Source organism: Aureimonas mangrovi (genome assembly GCF_014058705.1).
Lineage (GTDB): Bacteria > Pseudomonadota > Alphaproteobacteria > Rhizobiales > Rhizobiaceae > Aureimonas > Aureimonas mangrovi.
In genome coordinates this window covers 501,003-517,977 of record NZ_CP059692.1, presented here as the reverse complement: position 1 = coordinate 517,977, position 16,975 = coordinate 501,003, and the positions used below count along the sequence as shown (strand labels likewise).

The following is a 16,975-nucleotide window of genomic DNA, read 5'->3' as shown; positions in this document are numbered from 1 at the left end:
ACGTCAGAAGAGCGAGCGCAGCGGCCGCTTGAGGATCTTGCCGGCCGCATTGCGCCCGAGCGTATCGAGAAAGACGTAGCGCACAGGCAGCTTGAAGGCGGCGATCCGCCCGGCGAGGAATTCGCGCAGCTGCGTTTCGTCGGTCTTGGCGCCTTCCCGCAATGAGACGACCGCGCCCGGCTCCTCGCCCAGCGTCGGATGCGCGATCGGGACGATCGCGGCGTCGGTCACGTCCGGGTGCTCGTAGAGCGCGGCCTCCACCTCCACGCAGTAGATGTTCTCGCCGCCCCGGATGATCATGTCCTTGAGCCGGTCGTGGATGGTGAGGAAGCCCTCCTCGTCGATCGAGGCGAGGTCGCCGGTGCGCAGCCAACCCTCGACGAAGGTCTCGGCGTCAGCGTCGGGACGTTGCCAGTAGCCGGACACGACCATCGGTCCGCGCACCTGCAGTTCGCCGACGGAGCCGGGCGGCAGCGCCGCACCATCGTCGCCGACGATGCGCATGTCGCAGACCGGCAATGCCGGGCCGCAGCTTCCCGGCCGCGCGGCATAGTCCTCGGCCATGTGGTGGGTGAAGGTCGCCGAGGTCTCGGTCATGCCCCAGCCGGTCGCCGCGCCGAGGCCGAGCGGCAGGTCGCTTTCCAGCCGGCGCACCAGTTCGGGCGCGGCGGGCGCACCGCCATAGGAGACGACCTGCAGCGAGGAAAGATCGTAGCGGCCGCGCGCGGGATGGTCGAGGATGCGCCAGGCGACGGTCGGCACACCGCCGATCGTCGTCACCCGCTCGCGCTCGATGATGGCGAGCGCTTCCTGCGCGTCGAAACGCCGGGTCAGCACGAGCCGTGTTCCGCGATAGAGCGCCGAGAGCATGGTCGCGCAGCAGCCCGTCACGTGGAAGAGCGGGATCGACAGGAGGCTGACCTTCTGGGGCGCATCCGGCGGCGGCACCGGCACCGCCTGCCCGCGCCTGAGGAAGACGCGCGCCTGGCTGAAACCGTGCGCCATGACGTTGCTGGTGATGTTGCGATGCGAATTCACCGCCCCTTTCGGCCGCCCCGTGGTTCCAGAAGTGTAGAACAGCGCGGCGGGTGCGTCGGGGTCCTGCGCATCGATGTCGGGGCCTTCCACGGACGCCAGATCGGCCCAGCGGTCGGGCGTTCCGATCAGCGCCTCGACGCGCGTCGCACCGGCGCTTGCGGCAGTCGCCTCGTCGGCGCGGCAGACGAGGATGCGCGCGAGATCGGGGCAACGATCCTGCACGGCCCTGGCGCGCTCCAGCCGCTCGGCGTCGCAGACGAGAAGCCGCGCCCCGCTGTCGGCGAGGCCGTAGGCGAGTTCGTCGGCGCTCCACCAGGCGTTGACCGGCACCACGATCGCCCCCGCCAGCGAGGCAGCGAAGAAGCTCGTGATCCATTCGGGAAGATTGCGCATCGCGACGGCGATCCGGTCGCCCGGCCGCGTGCCGGCGTCGACGAAGGCGTTCGCCAGGTGCAGTGTGGCGCGCGCGAAGCCCTCGAAGCTCACGCGCTCGCCTTCGTGGACGATGAAGTCCTTCTCGCCGAAGCCGCGCCCGGCCTCGAAGACCGCACGCAGCGTGGCGGGCGCGTTCTTCCAGATCCGCACCGGCCGCCCGTCGATCCGGATTTCATCCATCCCGAACTCGGAGCCGGGCGCCGTCAGCCGGCGATGCGCTTCGTTGAGCGAGATGGCCGGCCAGCCGCCGCGTTCGTCCCGCGTCTCGCCCATGCTCAGCCCGTCGTCACGACGATCTTGCCGAGGGCGGCGCGGTCGCGGAGCCGGGCGATGGCCTTCGCACCGTCCTTCAACGCGAAACGCGCGCCGATGCGCGGCCGGATCGCGCCGTCCTCGTACAACTGGAACAGCTCGCGCATGTTCTGCGCGTGCCGCTCCGGCCGGCGCTTGACGAAATCGCCCCAGAAAACGCCTACGAGGGAGGCGTTCTTCAGGAGCGGCAGGTTCATCGGCAACGAGGCGATGCCCGCCGGAAAGCCGATGACGAGATAGCGCCCCTCCGGTGCGATGGCGCGGAAGGCGGGCTCGGCATAGTCGCCGCCGACCGCGTCGTAGACGACGTCCGCGCCATCGCCGCCGCACAGCGCCTTGAACTGCGCCGAAAGGTCCCTGGCCGCCGTGCGGTCGAGCGCTCCGGTCGGATAGATCAGCGCGTCGTCGGCGCCTTGCTCCATCACGAAGTTCAGTTTTTCCGGCGTCGAGACCGCGGCGACGACGCGTGCGCCCATCGCCTTGCCAAGTTCGATCGCCGCGATGCCGACGCCCCCGGCCGCGCCCAGCACCAGCAGCGTCTCGCCGGCCTGCAGCGCGGCCCTGTCCCTGAGGGCGTGGATGGTCGTCGAATAGGTGAGGACGAAGGCGGCCGCCTCGTCGAAAGGCATGGATGCCGGCTTCGTCAGGCAGCGCGCCGCCTCGGCGACGGCCTTCTCGGCCATGCCGCCCATGCGCACCGACGCGATCACCGCGTCGCCCGCCTTCAGAGTGGTGACGCCCTTCCCCACGGCCTCGACTACGCCGGCGATCTCGGCGCCCGGTGCGAAGGGGCGTTGCGGCCGGAACTGGTAGCGATCCTCGATGACGAGGACATCCGGATAGTTCACCCCGCAGGCCCGCATCGAAACGAGCACTTCGCCCGGCCCCGGCACCGGATCAGGCACGGTCTCGAGCGTGAGCGTTTCCGGCCCGCCGGGCTCGCGACTGAGAAGCGCCTTCACCCTTCCGCCCCACCGGTGATCAACCGCCCGCCATCGGCCACCACCGTCTGCCCGGTGACGAAGGCCCCGGCCTGCGAGGCGAGGAACTGCACCACGCCGGCGATGTCGTCCGGATCGCCGATCCGGCGCAGCGGCGTGCCGTTCTCCACCCGGCGCAAATTGTCCGGATTGTCCCAGAGGGCGCGCGCGAAGTCCGTGCGGACGAGGCCCGGCGCCACGCAATTGACGCGGATGTTCTGCGGGCCGAACTCGACGGCGAGGTTGCGGGCGAGCTGCATGTCGGCGGCTTTCGAGATGCCGTAGGCGCCGATCGAGGTCGAGCCGTAGAGGCCGGTGATGGAGGAGACAATGACCACCGCGCCGCCGCCCTTCGCCGCCATGTCCGGCGCGCAGAGATGGATCAGCTTGTGGGCGGACAGGACGTTGTTGTCGAAGATCTTGCGGAACTGCTCGTCGGTGATGCCGCCCATCGGCCCGTAATAGGGATTGGACGCCGCGTTGCAGACGAGGATGTCGATCGGGCCGAGCCGCTCGCGCGTCTCGCGCACGAGGTTTGTGAGCTCCTCGCCCGACGAGATGTTGGCCGGCACCGCGATCGCCCTGCCGCCTTTCGCGACGATTGCTTCGGCGACCTCCCGGCACGGCCCTTCCTTGCGAGAGGAGATGACGACCGACGCGCCGGCCTCCGCCAATCGCTCGGCGCTGGCGCGCCCGATGCCGCGCGAGGAGCCCGTGACGATCGCCACCTTGCCCGAAAGATCGAAGAGGGACATCGTTACGCGCTCCTCCCAAAGCCGTTTCCGCATCCGATGCGAAAGGATGCTGCGCGCAGGCGCCGAAAGCAACCCGAAACTTCTAAAAATCGAATGACACGGTATCGATGCCCTGTAGTATCGCGATATCGGGAGATATATCGACATACCGGATACCGGGGAGGATCGTTCAATGCGCGAAGCCGTCATCGTTTCCACTGCCCGCACGCCGATCGGCAAGGCCTATCGCGGCGCCTTCAACGACACGCAGGCCCAGGCGCTCGGCGCCCATGCAGTGGCGCAGGCCGTGCGCCGCGCCGGCATCGACCCCGCCGAGGTCGGCGACGTGACGATGGGCGCCGCGCGCCAGCAGGGGTCGACCGGCGGCAACGTCGCCCGGCAGATCGCGCTCGCGGCCGGGCTGCCGGCCTCTGTCGCGGGAATGACGCTAGACCGGCAATGCGCCTCCGGCCTGATGGGCATCGCGACCGCGGCGCGCACCATCATCATGGACGGCGTGGACGTCACGGTCGGCGGCGGACTGGAATCGATCTCGCTCGTCCAGAACGACAAGCAGAACAATTATCGAGCGCGCGATCCCTGGCTCGTGGAGCACAAGCCGGCGATCTACATGGCGATGCTGGAGACGGCGGAGGTCGTGGCCGCCCGCTACGGCATCTCGCGCGAGCGCCAGGACGAATACGCCCTCCAGTCTCAGCAGCGCACGGCAGTGGCGCAGGCCGAGGGCCGGCTCGACGCCGAAATCGCGCCGATGGAAAGCGAGATGCTCGTCACCGACAAGGCGAGCGGGGAGACGAGCCGGCGCCGCGTGCGCCTCGAGAAGGACGAGGGCAACCGGCCGGACACCGACCTGCCTGGTCTCGCGTCCTTGAAACCCGTCTTCAAGGACGGACAGGAGATCGCGCAAGGGCGCTTCATCACCGCCGGCAACGCCTCGCAACTCTCGGACGGTGCCTCCGCCGCCGTCCTGATGGAAGCCTCGATGGCCGAAAGGCGCGGGCTCCAGCCGCTCGGCCTCTATCGCGGCATCGCGGTGGCCGGCTGCGAGCCCGATGAGATGGGCATCGGACCCGTCTTCGCGGTGCCCAAGCTCCTCAAGCAGCATGGCCTCACCGTCGATGACATCGACTTGTGGGAATTGAACGAGGCCTTCGCCGTACAGGTGATCTATTGCCGCGATAGGCTCGGCATCGACAATGAGAAGCTCAATGTTTCCGGCGGCGCGATCTCCATCGGCCATCCCTACGGCATGTCGGGGGCGCGCATGACGGGCCACGCGCTGATCGAGGGCAAGCGGCGCGGTGCGAAGCACGTCGTCGTGACGATGTGTGTCGGCGGCGGCATGGGCGCGGCCGGGCTCTTCGAGGTTCTTTAGGGCGTGTCCCTGTTTATGGGGACGCACCCTGGTTCGAGCCGATACTCAGGCCCCCGCCTTCATCGCCAGCCCCCAGGCCACCTTCGACAGCGGCTCGACGCGCGCGGCCATGTCGGCGGCCTGCGGGCTGGATGCCGTGCCATCTCGCACGCGGCCCGCGATCCCCTGCAGGATCGACGCAAAGCGGAAGAAATTATAGGCGAGATACCATTCGAGCGCCGGCCGTTCGGTGCGCCCTGTCTCCTGGCAGTATCGCTCGAAAAGCGTCTCGGCCTGCGGGATGCCGAGCGCGTCGAAATCGAGGCCGGCAAGGCCGCTGCGCCCGTCCGGCGGCATCCACCACGCCATCAGGAAATAGGTGATGTCGGCGAGCGGATCGCCGAGTGTGGACAGCTCCCAGTCGAGGACGGCCCGCACGGACGGCGCCTTCGCATCGAAGACGATATTGTCGAGCCGGAAATCGCCGTGGACCACCCGTGCGGGTCCCTCGCCGGGCGGCACGCTGTTCGGCAGCCACTCAATCAGCCGATCCATCTCGGCGATCTCACGCGTCTCAGAGGCACGATACTGCTTCGACCATCGCCCGATCTGGCGCTCGAAATAATTGCCCGGCCGGCCGTAATCGGCGAGCCCGATCGCCTCCGGGTCGTAGGCGTGCAGATGCGCCAGCGTGTCGATCTCCGCCTCGAAGACCGCTCTTCGCTCGGCGGGAGCGAGCTCGGGAAGCTGCGCGTCCCAGAAGATGCGCCCCTCCACCATCTCCATCACGTAGAAGGCCGCGCCGATCACGCCGGCGTCCTCGCAAAGACCGTAGGGGCGGGCGACGGGAAAGCCGGCGGCATGAAGCGCGGAGATCACACGGAACTCGCGGTCCACCGCATGGGCCGAAGGCAGAAGTTGGCCGAAAGGCTTGCGCCGCAGCACATAGGCGCGGGACGGCGTGTCGAGACGATAGGTCGGGTTGGACTGGCCGCCCCGGAACTGCAGAACCGTCAGCGGGCCCCGATAGTCTTCGACATGCGCGGCGAGCCACCCATCGAGCGCCGCCTCGTCCAGCCTGTGCCGTTCCTCCACGGGCTTGGTGCCGGCGAAGAGCACTTTGGTCGAGACCGGCGGCTGACCGCTCACGCCGCGCCCCGCTCGTTGGAATATTGTGCCAGCTCCAGCCGCGCGATGGCGCGGTTGTGCACCTCGTCCGGCCCATCGACGATGCGCATGGTGCGGATGCCGGCATAGCGCTTGGCGAGGCCGAAATCCTCCGAGACGCCGCCCGCACCGTGCGCCTGAATGGCATCGTCGATGACCTTGAGCGCCACGCGCGGGCCCGCCACCTTGATCATCGCGATCTCGAGGCGGGCTTCCTTGTTGCCCACCTTGTCCATCATGTCGGCGGCCTTGAGACACAGGAGCCGCGTCATCTCGATATCGGTGCGCGCCTGCGCGATCCGCTCCTGCCAGACGGACTGCTGCGCGATCGGCCGGCCGAAGGCCGTGCGCGACAGGAGCCGCGTGCACATCTTCTCCAGCGCCATCTCGGCGGCGCCCAGCGTCCTCATGCAATGATGGATGCGGCCGGGACCGAGCCGCCCCTGCGCCACCTCGAAGCCGCGCCCCTCGCCCAGAACGATGTTCGAGACGGGCACGCGCACGTTCTCCAGCCGAATTTCCCCGTGGCCGTGCGGCGCGTCGTCATATCCGAAGACCGGCAGCATCCGCTCGATCGTCACGCCCGGCGCGTCGAGAGGCACGAGCACCTGGCTCTGCTGGCGATGCTTCTCGGCATCGGGGTCCGTCTTGCCCATCACGATGGCGATCCTGCAGCGCGGATCGCCGGTGCCGGACGACCACCATTTGCGGCCGTTGATGACGTATTCGTCGCCCTCGCGGCGGATCGAGGTCTCGATGTTGGTCGCGTCCGAGGAGGCGACGGCGGGCTCGGTCATCAGGAAGGCGGAGCGGATTTCCCCGGCCATCAGCGGGCGCAGCCATCGCTCCTTCTGCTCGTCGGTACCGTAGCGATGGAAGACCTCCATGTTGCCGGTGTCCGGCGCCGAGCAGTTGAAAACCTCCGAAGCCCATGAGAAGCGCCCCATCTCCTCGGCGCACAGCGCGTATTCGAGGTTGGTGAGGCCCGCGCCGCGATACTCTTCCGTGTCGTGCTCGGGGTTGGGCGGCAGGAAGAGGTTCCACAGCCCCGCCTCCCGCGCCTTCGGCTTCAGTTCCTCGATCACCGGCACCACCTGCCAGCGATCGGTGCCGAAGCCCTTCATCTCGACGTCGTAGCGCTTGTCGCAGGGCTCCACATGCGTGCGGATGAAGTCGCGCACGCGGTCGCGATATTCGCGCTGGCGATCGGACAGATCGAAGTTCATCGTCCCGTTTTCCTCCCTCGGTTTCGTCCGGTCCGCCGCGCCTCTCCTCAGGCGCGCGACAGGCCGGTGAAGAGCGGCCGCGCGAAGCGCCGTGCCGCCTCCTGCGGATCGTCGACCGGCACCCAGCGGTGAAGTTCGGCGGCCGAATTGGTGAGCATGTAGAGGAGCTGTCCGGCGATGCGCGCGTCGACGGCGCGGATCGAGCCATCGGCGATGCCGTCCGAAACGATGGCGACGAAACGCTGCAGGAGCCGGTCGAGCTGCTGCACCATCGCCGGGCGCGTCGCCTCGGGCATGGCCGCGAGCGCTGCGATGCGCAGGAGCGGCCCGCGCGACGAGAGCTGGAAGGCGACGAGCGCGTTGGCCGCACTCGCGGCGCGCGTCCAGCCGTCCGGCGCTGCCTCGATGGCGGCGAACTGGGCAGCGCGGATCAGCGCGAAGGTCCGCTCGAAGCAGGCGGCGACGAGATCGTCCTTGTGCTCGTTGTGATGGTAGAACGAGCCTTTCGTCACCGAAAGCCGCGCCGAGATCTTGTCGACGGAGGCTCCGCGATAGCCCTGTTCGTTGATCATGAAGCTCGCCGCGCGCAGGAAGCGCTCGTCCGCGGCATCGCCCGAGGCCGGGCGCACGCGGGCGTCGAGCCCGAGATCGAGCGGCGCGAACGCAGCGCCCGACGGCGAAAGGCCGTTCAGGAGAATGTCGGCCGTGCGCTCGGCGGCGCGCGGAAAATCCTCCGGCTCGTAGCGGCGGATCCAGTTGTGCGCGGCGTGGACGACGGAGACGAGAAGAAGCGCCCGTGCGTTGCGGTCGTCTCGCTCGAGATCCGGCGCACCGGCACCGTCTAGAAGCCGGCGGATGGCACGGAACATCTCCGTATAGGCCGCGAAGATCGTTGCCGCATGCGGCTCCTCCAGCGCCCGCAGGTCGTTGGAGGAGAGGAGTTCGGCGCGGCGCCCGGCCGCGATGTCGGCCAGCACGTCGAAGTAGAGCCGCGTGAACAGGCGCACGCGCTCTGCCATGTCGGGCGCATGGGCAGCCCGCTCGGCAACGTCGGCGATGGTCTCCACCGCACGCAACGCGCAGGCGGCCGCCAGATCCTCCTTGCGGCGGTAGTAGTAGCTGATCGAGTTGGTGACGAGGCCGACGCGCGCGGCAACGTCCGCCAGCGTCGTTCCCCGAACGCCGTGCCGGTTGAAGAGCGATGCTGCTGCGCCGAGGATAAGTTCGCGCTTCTCCTCGAAGCGGCGCGTCTGCCGGGTCGCGGTGGCGGTGGTCGTCATGGCCTCTTCGCAGATGGGAGCGCGGCGGTCGCGTGCCCGCCGAGCATAGGAGATCGCACCGCGAAAGGAAGCCCGCGGGACGGGCGTCGCGCCGCGCCGCGGGCATCGCCGGCCCTATTGCGTGGGTGCCTCGATCGGCACGATCTCGCCGTTCTCGACAAGCGCGGTGGTGATGAGCGTGTCGGTGCCGCCGTTCTCGTCGACGGAATGCACGTCGGCCGGGTTGCGCTCGGCCGGCAGCGCGGCGTAGGCCTCGCTCAACCTGTCGAAGATCGCCTGCGAATCCTCGACCGTGCCGGCCAGCACCATCGCCTCGGCCACGGCATTCATCGCCGAATACATGTAAGAGGTTTCAGTGCCGGGCGCGCGGTTGTTCGCCTGCATGAAGCGCTCGACGAAAGCCGCCTGCGGGGCCCGCGTGTCGGCCGAGAGCGGCATCACGCCGATCGCGCCCTCCAGAAGCGACATGTCTCCGACGACGCGGTCGATCTCGTCGAGCTTGGCCTGATCCATGACGATAAACCCGCCGGCGAAACCGAGTTCGCGCGCCGTGCGCATGACGAGCGCCGTCGGCTCGGAGGCTCCACCCACGAACAAAACGTCGGGGCTCTCGGACAACGCGCGGCTGACGCCGGCGTAGAAGTCCGTGTCCTTGTTGTAGGACATCGGGTTCTCGGCAACGACCTCACCGCCCGCCGCCTCCCAGACCGGCTTGAACATCGCCGCCCAGACCTTGGCGTAGTCGTGGTCGCCGCCGACCATCGCTAGCCGCGGGCCGAAGCGCTCCATTTCGGTCCTGGCGAAGACGTCGAAATAGCCGTCGAAGGCCGGCGGAATGCGCAGCGTCATCGAGTTGCCGCGCTCGGTGATCTCCGGCACGCTGGTGTAGGCGCCGACGATGAAGCCGTCCTGTTCGTTGAAGGCCTGCAGCGCGAAGGCCCCGCCCGAATGCGGCGTGAAGACGATGGGCGCATTGTACTGGGTGGCGAGGCGCTTGGCGTTCACCGCCGCGTTGCTCGGCGCGTACTGGTCGTCGAGCGGCACGATCTCGAAATTGTAGGTCTCCCCGCCCACTTCGATGCCGCCGGCCTCGTTGATCTCCTCGGCCGCCATGCGAAGGCCCGTCAGCGTGTATTCGCCGTAGAGCGCCGCGCCGCCCGAGAGCGGGCCGGTGAAGCCGATATTGACCGTTTCCTGCGCAAGCGCGCCCGTGGCGGCGAAGGCCGCGAACGCGATGCCGGCGGCAAGCCGCCCGGTTGTCCTGACGATGCTCATGTGACCTCCCGTTTCGTGAAGGGGCGCGCGCCCCGTCTCCTCTCAGCCGCCGATATAGGCCCGGCGGACGGTGTCGTTGTTCAGAAGCTCTTCCCGGCTTCCTTCGGTGACGATGCGGCCGCTCTCGATGACGTAGCCCCGGTCGGCGATCTGGAGCGCGGCATAGGCGTTCTGTTCGGCGAGGAGCACGGTGGTGCCCTCGGCGTTGATGGCCTTCACCGTGTCCAGCACCTGGCGCACGACGAGCGGGGCGAGGCCGAGCGAGGGCTCGTCGAGAAGGAGCACCTTCGGCCGCCCCATGAGCGCGCGTCCGATCGCCACCATCTGCTGCTGGCCGCCCGAGAGCGAGCCGGCATTGTCGTCGCGCTTCTCGTGAAGGATGGGGAACATGGCGTAGACCTCGTCGAGCCTGCGCTTGTTGGTCTCCCTGTCGCTGCGATGGACGTAGGCGCCGAGCATCAGGTTCCGCGCGACGGTCATGTGGGCGAAGAGCTTGCGCCCCTCGGGGCACTGGACGAGGCCCTGCGCGACGATGCTGGCGGCGGACGCACCGGAGATGTCGCGCCCGTCGAGGCGGATGGCTCCGCCCGAGGTCTTGCGCAGGCCGGAGATGGCGAGAAACATGGAGCTCTTGCCGGCGCCGTTCGCGCCAAGCATCACCACCAGTTCGCCCGCGCCGACATGGATGTCGATCCGATCCAGCGCGCGGAAACCGCCATAGTTGAGCGTGACACCCTCAAGCCGCAGCATCGTGACCCGCTCCGAGATAAGCCTCGATCACCTTGGCGTCGGCGCGAATGGCGGCCGGCGGACCCTCGGCGATCTTCTCGCCGTGGTCGAGGACGATGATGTGGTCGGCGAGGCCCATCACCATGTCCATCTTGTGCTCGATCAGGCAGACGGTGAGGCCGCTGTCCGCCATCTTGCGGATGAGCGCGGCAAGGCCCGCCGTCTCCTCCGGGTTCACGCCGCCCGCCGGCTCGTCGAGAAGGAGGATCTTCGGCTCCGTCGCCAGCGCCAGCGCGAAGGCGATGCGCTTGCGCTCCTCCTGCGTGACGTCCGCCGCGAGCCGCCCGGCCAGATGCGACAGGCCCACGAACTCGAGCACCTCCTCGGCCTTGGCCCGGCAACGCGCCTCGTCCTCGCGCAGGCGTTTGGTCTGGAAGATCGCGTCGAAGAGCCCCGAACTCGTGCGCAGGCGATGGCCGACAATGAGATTGTCCATCACGGTCGCGCCGTCGAAGAGGCTCGTCGTCTGGAAGGTGCGCGCGACGCCGAGCCGCGCCATCTCGTCCGGTCGCTTGCCGTTGATGCGCGCGCCCTCGAGGCGCAGTTCGCCCGATGTCGCCTGGTGGGTGCCGCTGATCAGGTTGAAGAAGGTGGTCTTGCCCGCACCATTGGGCCCGATGATCGCGGTGATGCGGCCCGTCTCGACGCGCGCGCTCACCTCCTTCACCGCGTGCAGGCCGCCGAAGCGCTTGGTCAGGCCCTCGGCCTCGAGGATCGCCTCAGCCATGCGCCCGCGCCTCCGCGCCGACCCGGCCGGCGCCGCGCGACGCCCGCATCTGCTTCTCGCGGCGCCGTGCCTGCCAGCGCCCGAAGGTTCCGATGATGCCGTGCGGCATGAACATCACCAGCAGGATCAGCATCGGCCCGAAGACGATCATCCGGTAGTTCTCCAGGAACTGCAGCGACTGCGTCAGCCAGGTGATCGAGATGGCGCCGAGGACCGGGCCCATCAGCGTGCCGATGCCGCCGACGAGGACGAAGGCGATCATGTCGAACGTGTGGTACTCGCGTGCGAGATCGGGCCCAAGGAACCGCACGAAGCCCGCATAGAGCCCGCCGGCCAGCCCCGCGATGAAGGTGGAGAGCATGAAGGCGACCACCTTGGTGCGCATCAGGTTGATGCCGAGTGCTTCGGCGAGCTCATCGGAATTGCGGATGGCCATGAAGGACCGCCCGACGAGCGAGCGCACGAGGCGGCGCTTGAAGAAGATGGTCGCCACGAGGAAGGCGAGCACCATGAAATAGAGAGCGCGCGTGGAATCGAAGCTGATGGGCCCGATGGGGCTCGGCGCGGGGATGCCGATGACGCCGACCGTGCCGTGGGTGACGACGTCCCATTTCTCGATGACGAGGTAGACGATGTAGCCGACGCACAGCGTGAAGATGGAGAAGAAGTGCGTCTTCAGCCGCAGCGACAGGATGCCCGCGAAGAAGCCGAGGAACGCGGCGACCGGCCCGGAAAGCAGGAGGGCGAGCCAGAAGGGCACGCCGTAGTCCACCGTCAGCAGCCCCGTCGTGTACGCGCCGATCGCCATGAAGCCGGCATGGGCGAGGTTGAGCTGGCCCGTGTAGCCGACGATGAGGTTCAATCCCATCGCCGCGATCGCCCAGATGAAGGCGAGTGCCATGACGTAGACCTGGTACTCGTTGGTGGCCAGGAACGGGAAGACCAAGGCGCCGGCGACCAGCAGCGCATAGAAGGCGTATTCGGCGACGGGCCGGGCACTCATCAGCGCACCTCGCTCGGGAACAGCCCCTGCGGGCGCAGCGACAGGATCGCCACGAGCAGCAGGAAGGCGATGATGTCCTTGTAGGCGGTGGAAATGTAGAAGGCGCCGAAGGCTTCGGCGAAGCCGATCAGCAGCCCGCCGACGATGGCGCCGGGGATCGAGCCCATGCCGCCGAGGATGATGATCACGAAGGCCTTCATGATCACCAGATGCCCCATCGACGGGTAGATGAGGTTGATCGGCGCGAAGAGCGTGGCGGCGATGGCGGCGAGCGCGCCGGAGATCGCGAAGGTCAGCATCGAGACCTTCACCGGGTCGATCCCGACGAGCGATGCTCCCTCGCGGTCCTGCGCCATGGCGACGATGGTCGAGCCCGTGGTCGTGCGCCGCAGGAAGACCTGCAGCGCGATCATCAGAACGAAGGCCGCGCCGATGATGAGAAGGCGACTGACGGGCGCCGTGAGGTCGGCGAAACGCAGGATGGTCGTGTAGGGCGCGGGCATGCGGTGGAACTCGGCGCCCCAGATCGCCTGCACCACGGCCTCGAGGAACAGGAGAAGGCCGATCGCCGCGATCATGTCGTGCAGCGGCGGTGAATGGCGCAAGGGATGGAAGACCAGCCGGTCCGCCAGGACCGACAGGACCGCCACGAAGGCGGCCGCGCAGGCCATCGCCGCCCAGAAGTTCAGCCCGTAGGACCCGGCCGCATAGAACGAGACATAGGCGCCGACCATGTAGAAGGCGCCGTGGGCGAAGTTCGGGATGTGCAGGATGCCGTAGACGAGCGTGAGGCCGAGGGCCACGAGCGCGTAGACGCTGCCGAGCGTCAGGCCGTTCAGCACCTGCTGGAAAAAGATGTTCATCGGTGCCGCGTCTCCTCCCCAGAAGCGCCGCCTGACCATGCCGGCGCGGGCCAGGATATGCCCGCCGACCGACCTCCCACCTGATCCGGACGATCTCCCAATCGCCCGGCGAAGAGCGCCCCACGAGCGACCGTCGCTATATCAGTTTCGCGATGCTGGCATGGACCGCCGGAACCGTCAAGCGATGCAAGAGACTATTTCAAAAGGCATTATACACGATTCCGATACCGTCTTCGTCGTTTATCGAAAATACGGTACGCGAACGATGCCGCTGCGACGCAGCACGTTCTCAAGCCCTTTCCAGATCGGCGAAGCCTTTGCCCTCACCCGCCAGACGGCGCAGGAGCGGCGCGGGCGCGAGCGCCTCCCCGCCCGGCTGCTTCGAGTAGTCATCGAGCGCGGCGACGATCGCCGGGAGGCCAACCTCGTCGGCCCAGAACATCGGCCCGCCACGCCAGGCCGGAAAGCCGTAGCCGTGGACCCAGATGACGTCGATATCGCCGGGGCGGGCCGCGATGCCCTCCTCCAGGATACGCGCGCCCTCGTTGACCATCGCGTAGAGGCAGCGCTCGACGATCTCCTGGGCCTCGATGCGGCGCGGGTTGATGCCCTTCTCCCGTCGCCAGCCCTCGATCAGCGCGTCGATCTCGGGCGCCGGGCGCGGCGTGCGGTCGCCAGCCTCATAGGCGTAGACGCCGCCGCCCGTCTTCTGGCCGAAGCGCCCCATCTCGGCGATGCGATCGAGCCAGGAGGGCGCCTGCGCGTCCGGGTCGCCCGCCTTGCGGCGCTCCTCTCGGATGCGCCAGCCGACATCGATGCCAGCCAGATCCGACATGGCGAACTGCCCCATCGGGAAGCCGAAATCGGTGAGCGCGGCGTCGACCTCGGCGGGCAATGCGCCCTCCTCCACAAGCTGCGTCGCCTGCGCGCCGCGCTGGTGCAGCATGCGGTTGCCGACGAAGCCGTAGCACACGCCCACCATCGCCGTGACCTTGCCGATGCGCCGGCCGACGTCCATAGCGGTCGCCTGCACGTCGCCGGCCGTGCGTTCGCCGCGCACGTTCTCCAGAAGCTTCATGACGTTGGCGGGCGAGAAGAAGTGCATGCCGACGACATCCTGCGGCCGCTTCGTCGCGGCGGCGATCTCGTCGATGTCGAGGGTGGAGGTGTTGGTGGCGAGCACCGCGCCGGGCTTCATCACCGCGTCGAGCTTTGCGAACACCTCCTTCTTCACGGCCATCGCCTCGAACACAGCCTCGATCACGAGGTCCGCCTGCGCGATGTCGTCATAGGAGAGGGTCGGGCGGATCAGCGCCATGCGCTCGTCCAGCTCAGCCTGCGTCATGCGCCCCTTGCGCACGGTGCTCTCGTAGTTGCGCCGGACCGTCGCGAGTCCATGCTCGAGTGCGGCGCCGTCCGTTTCGAGCAGCCAGACCGGAATGCCGGCATTGGCGAAGTTCATGGCGATGCCGCCGCCCATCGTGCCGGCGCCGATCACGGCGGCCTCGCCCACCTTTCGCGGCTTGGCGTCAGCAGCCTCGCCGGCGAGCTTGGCGGCCTGGCGCTGGGCGAAGAAGGCGTGGATCAGGCCTTTCCGCTGCGATGAGTCCATCGCCTGCATGAACAGCTCGCGCTCGCGCGCCAGCCCCTGATCCAGCGGCATGTCGAGCGCGGCCTCCACCGCATCGACGATGAGGAGCGGCGAGACGAGGCCCTTGGAACGTTTGGCGACACGCGCCCGCGCCGCCTCCAGCACCGCACGATCCTCCCGCGCGGCTGCCAGTTTATCGTCCAGTGCACCGGTGCGCCGCACGGGGCGCCCCTCGTCCACAACCTTGCGTGCGAAGGCGAGCGCTGCGGCGCGCACATCCGTACCCTCGTCCACCGCGTCAAGAATGCCGAGGCTTTCGGCCTCGCGCGCGGAGATCGGCTTGCCGCCGGTCATGATCTCGATGGCGGCGTCCAAGCCGACGAGGCGCGGCAGGCGCTGCGTGCCGCCCGCGCCCGGCAGGAGGCCGAGCGTCACCTCGGGGAGCCCGACCTTCGCGCCGGCAAGCGCCACGCGGTGGTGGCAGCCGAGTGCGACCTCCAGCCCGCCGCCGAGCGCAGTGCCGTGGATCGCCGCGATCGTCGACTTGGTGGAGGCCTCGAAGGCGTCGACGACCTCGCCGAGCCCGGGCGGCATCGGCGGCTTGCCGAACTCGCGGATGTCGGCGCCCGCCATGAAGGTTCGCCCCGCCCCGATCACCGCGACGGCGCGAAGGCCCTCGTCCGCCTGCGCCTCGGCCAACCGCGCGAGCAGCCCCTGCCGCACGGCCTGCCCCAGCGCGTTGACCGGCGGGTTGTCGACCACGATGAGGCCGATGTCGCCCTCGCGTTCCAGCCTGACGATATCGGGCATGCGTTGCCTCCTTCGAACACCGGCGGTTCCGTACCGCTCTTTCGATCTTTTGCGAGGGTGGCCTATCATGCCTCCACAATCAATCACCTTGCGCTTTACAACTCCGCATGACGGGCCGTACTCTTATTTCGTAAAGGATCGGGCGGGATGGGAGAGACGCCGTGGACCTTCGCTTCACAGAGGACGAGCGCGCGTTCCGCGAGGAGGTTCGCGCCTTCGTTCGGGAAAGCCTGCCGGCGCAGACGCGAGAGCGCATGCTGGCGGGCCACCACCCGACGCGGGACGACATCGCCGGCTGGCAGAAGATCCTCAACGCCAAGGGCTGGGCCGTGCCGCACTGGCCGGTCGAATGGGGCGGGACGGGCTGGGGCCCGGTGAAGCAGTACATCTTCCGCGAGGAGTTGCAGAGCGCGCCGGCGCCGGAGCCGCTGGCCTTCGGTGTCTACATGGTGGGACCGGTGATCGCCGAATTCGGCAACGAGGAACAGAAGAAGCGCTTCCTGCCGCGCATCGCCAATATCGACGACTGGTGGTGCCAGGGCTTCTCGGAGCCCGACGCGGGCTCGGACCTCGCCTCGGTCAAGACCACCGCCGTGCGCGAGGGCGACCAGTACGTCGTCAACGGCCAGAAGACCTGGACGACGCTCGGCCAGTATGCCGACTGGATCTTCTGCCTCGTGCGCACCGACAGGGACGCGAAGAAGCAGGCCGGCATCTCGTTCCTCCTGATCGACATGAAGACGCCGGGCGTCACCGTGCGCCCGATCGTGACGATCGACGGCGGGCGTGAGGTCAACGAGGTCTTCTTCGACGATGTGCGCGTGCCGGCGGAGAACCTCGTCGGCGAGGAGAACAAGGGCTGGGACTATGCCAAGTTCCTTCTCTCCAACGAGCGCGTCGGCATCGCGCGGATCGGCATCTCGAAGGAGCGGCTGCGCAAGGTGCGCGAGCTCGCGGCCGCCGAGCGCGCGAGCGACGGCGCCCCGCTGATGGACGACCCGCGCTTCGCCGAGAAGGTGGCCGAGGTCGAGATCGAGCTGAAGGCGCTGGAGATCACGCAGATGCGGGTGCTCGCCGCCGAACGCGACGGCGGACGCGGCAAGCCGAACCCGCTCTCCTCCGTCCTCAAGCTGCGCGGCTCCCAGATCCAGCAGAAGACGACCGAGCTGCTTCTGGAGATCGCCGGCCCCTACGCCATGCCCTTCGCACCCGAGCACGGGGACGGCTCCAACGAGCCGCCCGTCGGGCCGGACTGGGCCAGCGTCGTCGCGCCGACCTATTTCAACGCCCGCAAGGTCTCGATCTACGGCGGATCGAACGAGATCCAGCGTAACATCGTCGCCAAGGCGATCCTCGGGCTTTAGGGTCAG

Annotated in this window: 14 protein-coding genes; 2 read left to right on the top strand and 12 right to left on the bottom strand. The window is 68.3% G+C overall.

The genetic code is table 11. From position 1 onward, the window contains the following. Nucleotides 1–3 precede the first annotated feature (3 nt). The 3 genes from H1343_RS02375 to H1343_RS02365 are packed head-to-tail and all read right to left on the bottom strand — an operon-like array spanning nt 4 to nt 3,520. A complete protein-coding gene (locus H1343_RS02375) occupies nt 4–1,746 on the bottom strand; it encodes a class I adenylate-forming enzyme family protein (RefSeq protein ID WP_185984380.1) in 1,743 nt (580 codons plus the stop codon). Between the two features lie 2 nt (nt 1,747–1,748). Then, on the bottom strand, nt 1,749–2,747 hold the full coding sequence (locus H1343_RS02370; RefSeq protein ID WP_185984379.1) for an NADPH:quinone oxidoreductase family protein: 999 nt from the start codon (nt 2,745–2,747) through the stop codon (nt 1,749–1,751). Beyond that, nucleotides 2,744–3,520 (bottom strand): SDR family NAD(P)-dependent oxidoreductase, encoded by a 777-nt coding sequence (locus tag H1343_RS02365; RefSeq protein ID WP_185984378.1) that lies wholly within the window; start codon nt 3,518–3,520, stop codon nt 2,744–2,746. The genes H1343_RS02370 and H1343_RS02365 overlap by 4 nt, the downstream gene beginning before the upstream one ends. Before the next feature lie 172 nt (nt 3,521–3,692). Here H1343_RS02365 and H1343_RS02360 point away from each other — a divergent pair, with 172 nt between their 5' ends. Continuing rightward, complete coding sequence (locus tag H1343_RS02360; RefSeq protein ID WP_185984377.1) at nt 3,693–4,895, top strand: acetyl-CoA C-acyltransferase; 1,203 nt, start codon at nt 3,693–3,695, stop codon at nt 4,893–4,895. A gap of 45 nt (nt 4,896–4,940) precedes the next feature. Here H1343_RS02360 and H1343_RS02355 read toward each other — a convergent pair whose 3' ends face one another. The 9 genes from H1343_RS02355 to H1343_RS02315 form a co-directional block, all read right to left on the bottom strand. Beyond that, a complete protein-coding gene (locus tag H1343_RS02355; protein ID WP_246333221.1) occupies nt 4,941–6,023 on the bottom strand; it encodes a phosphotransferase family protein in 1,083 nt (360 codons plus the stop codon). Continuing rightward, complete coding sequence (locus H1343_RS02350; protein ID WP_185984376.1) at nt 6,020–7,267, bottom strand: acyl-CoA dehydrogenase family protein; 1,248 nt, start codon at nt 7,265–7,267, stop codon at nt 6,020–6,022. Before H1343_RS02350 ends, H1343_RS02355 begins: the two co-directional genes overlap by 4 nt. Nucleotides 7,268–7,314: 47 nt before the next feature. Beyond that, a complete protein-coding gene (locus H1343_RS02345) occupies nt 7,315–8,547 on the bottom strand; it encodes a TetR/AcrR family transcriptional regulator (protein ID WP_185984375.1) in 1,233 nt (410 codons plus the stop codon). Nucleotides 8,548–8,661: 114 nt separating this feature from the next. Next, the gene (locus H1343_RS02340; protein WP_185984374.1) at nt 8,662–9,822 is read right to left on the bottom strand and encodes an ABC transporter substrate-binding protein; all 1,161 of its coding nucleotides are present in this window, start codon (nt 9,820–9,822) and stop codon (nt 8,662–8,664) included. A 42-nt stretch (nt 9,823–9,864) separates the two neighbouring features. Beyond that, nucleotides 9,865–10,572: an ABC transporter ATP-binding protein gene (locus H1343_RS02335; protein WP_185984373.1), complete on the bottom strand. Its 708-nt coding sequence runs from the start codon at nt 10,570–10,572 to the stop codon at nt 9,865–9,867. Further along, nucleotides 10,559–11,338 (bottom strand): ABC transporter ATP-binding protein, encoded by a 780-nt coding sequence (locus tag H1343_RS02330; RefSeq protein ID WP_210270096.1) that lies wholly within the window; start codon nt 11,336–11,338, stop codon nt 10,559–10,561. The genes H1343_RS02335 and H1343_RS02330 overlap by 14 nt, the downstream gene beginning before the upstream one ends. Continuing rightward, nucleotides 11,331–12,341, bottom strand: a complete 1,011-nt coding sequence (locus H1343_RS02325) for a branched-chain amino acid ABC transporter permease (protein WP_185984372.1) — start codon at nt 12,339–12,341, stop codon at nt 11,331–11,333. Before H1343_RS02325 ends, H1343_RS02330 begins: the two co-directional genes overlap by 8 nt. Then, complete coding sequence (locus tag H1343_RS02320; RefSeq protein WP_185984371.1) at nt 12,341–13,204, bottom strand: branched-chain amino acid ABC transporter permease; 864 nt, start codon at nt 13,202–13,204, stop codon at nt 12,341–12,343. Before H1343_RS02320 ends, H1343_RS02325 begins: the two co-directional genes overlap by 1 nt. 289 nt (nt 13,205–13,493) lie before the next feature. Continuing rightward, a complete protein-coding gene (locus H1343_RS02315) occupies nt 13,494–15,605 on the bottom strand; it encodes a 3-hydroxyacyl-CoA dehydrogenase NAD-binding domain-containing protein (protein ID WP_185984370.1) in 2,112 nt (703 codons plus the stop codon). Between the two features lie 161 nt (nt 15,606–15,766). Between H1343_RS02315 and pimC the strand changes: the two genes are divergently transcribed. Further along, nucleotides 15,767–16,969: a pimeloyl-CoA dehydrogenase large subunit gene (gene pimC, locus H1343_RS02310; RefSeq protein WP_185984369.1), complete on the top strand. Its 1,203-nt coding sequence runs from the start codon at nt 15,767–15,769 to the stop codon at nt 16,967–16,969. Nucleotides 16,970–16,975 lie beyond the last annotated feature (6 nt).

Bases quoted from the DNA above. Each gene is read 5' to 3' on its own strand.
- H1343_RS02375 (WP_185984380.1), bottom strand. From the start codon at position 1,746: ATGGGCGAGACGCGGGACGAACGCGGCGGCTGGCCGGCCATCTCGCTC.
- H1343_RS02365 (WP_185984378.1), bottom strand. From the start codon at position 3,520: ATGTCCCTCTTCGATCTTTCGGGCAAGGTGGCGATCGTCACGGGCTCC.
- H1343_RS02360 (WP_185984377.1), top strand. From the start codon at position 3,693: ATGCGCGAAGCCGTCATCGTTTCCACTGCCCGCACGCCGATCGGCAAG.
- H1343_RS02350 (WP_185984376.1), bottom strand. From the start codon at position 7,267: ATGAACTTCGATCTGTCCGATCGCCAGCGCGAATATCGCGACCGCGTG.
- H1343_RS02345 (WP_185984375.1), bottom strand. From the start codon at position 8,547: ATGACGACCACCGCCACCGCGACCCGGCAGACGCGCCGCTTCGAGGAG.
- H1343_RS02340 (WP_185984374.1), bottom strand. From the start codon at position 9,822: ATGAGCATCGTCAGGACAACCGGGCGGCTTGCCGCCGGCATCGCGTTC.
- H1343_RS02335 (WP_185984373.1), bottom strand. From the start codon at position 10,572: ATGCTGCGGCTTGAGGGTGTCACGCTCAACTATGGCGGTTTCCGCGCG.
- H1343_RS02330 (WP_210270096.1), bottom strand. From the start codon at position 11,338: ATGGCTGAGGCGATCCTCGAGGCCGAGGGCCTGACCAAGCGCTTCGGC.
- H1343_RS02325 (WP_185984372.1), bottom strand. From the start codon at position 12,341: ATGAGTGCCCGGCCCGTCGCCGAATACGCCTTCTATGCGCTGCTGGTC.
- H1343_RS02320 (WP_185984371.1), bottom strand. From the start codon at position 13,204: ATGAACATCTTTTTCCAGCAGGTGCTGAACGGCCTGACGCTCGGCAGC.
- H1343_RS02315 (WP_185984370.1), bottom strand. From the start codon at position 15,605: ATGCCCGATATCGTCAGGCTGGAACGCGAGGGCGACATCGGCCTCATC.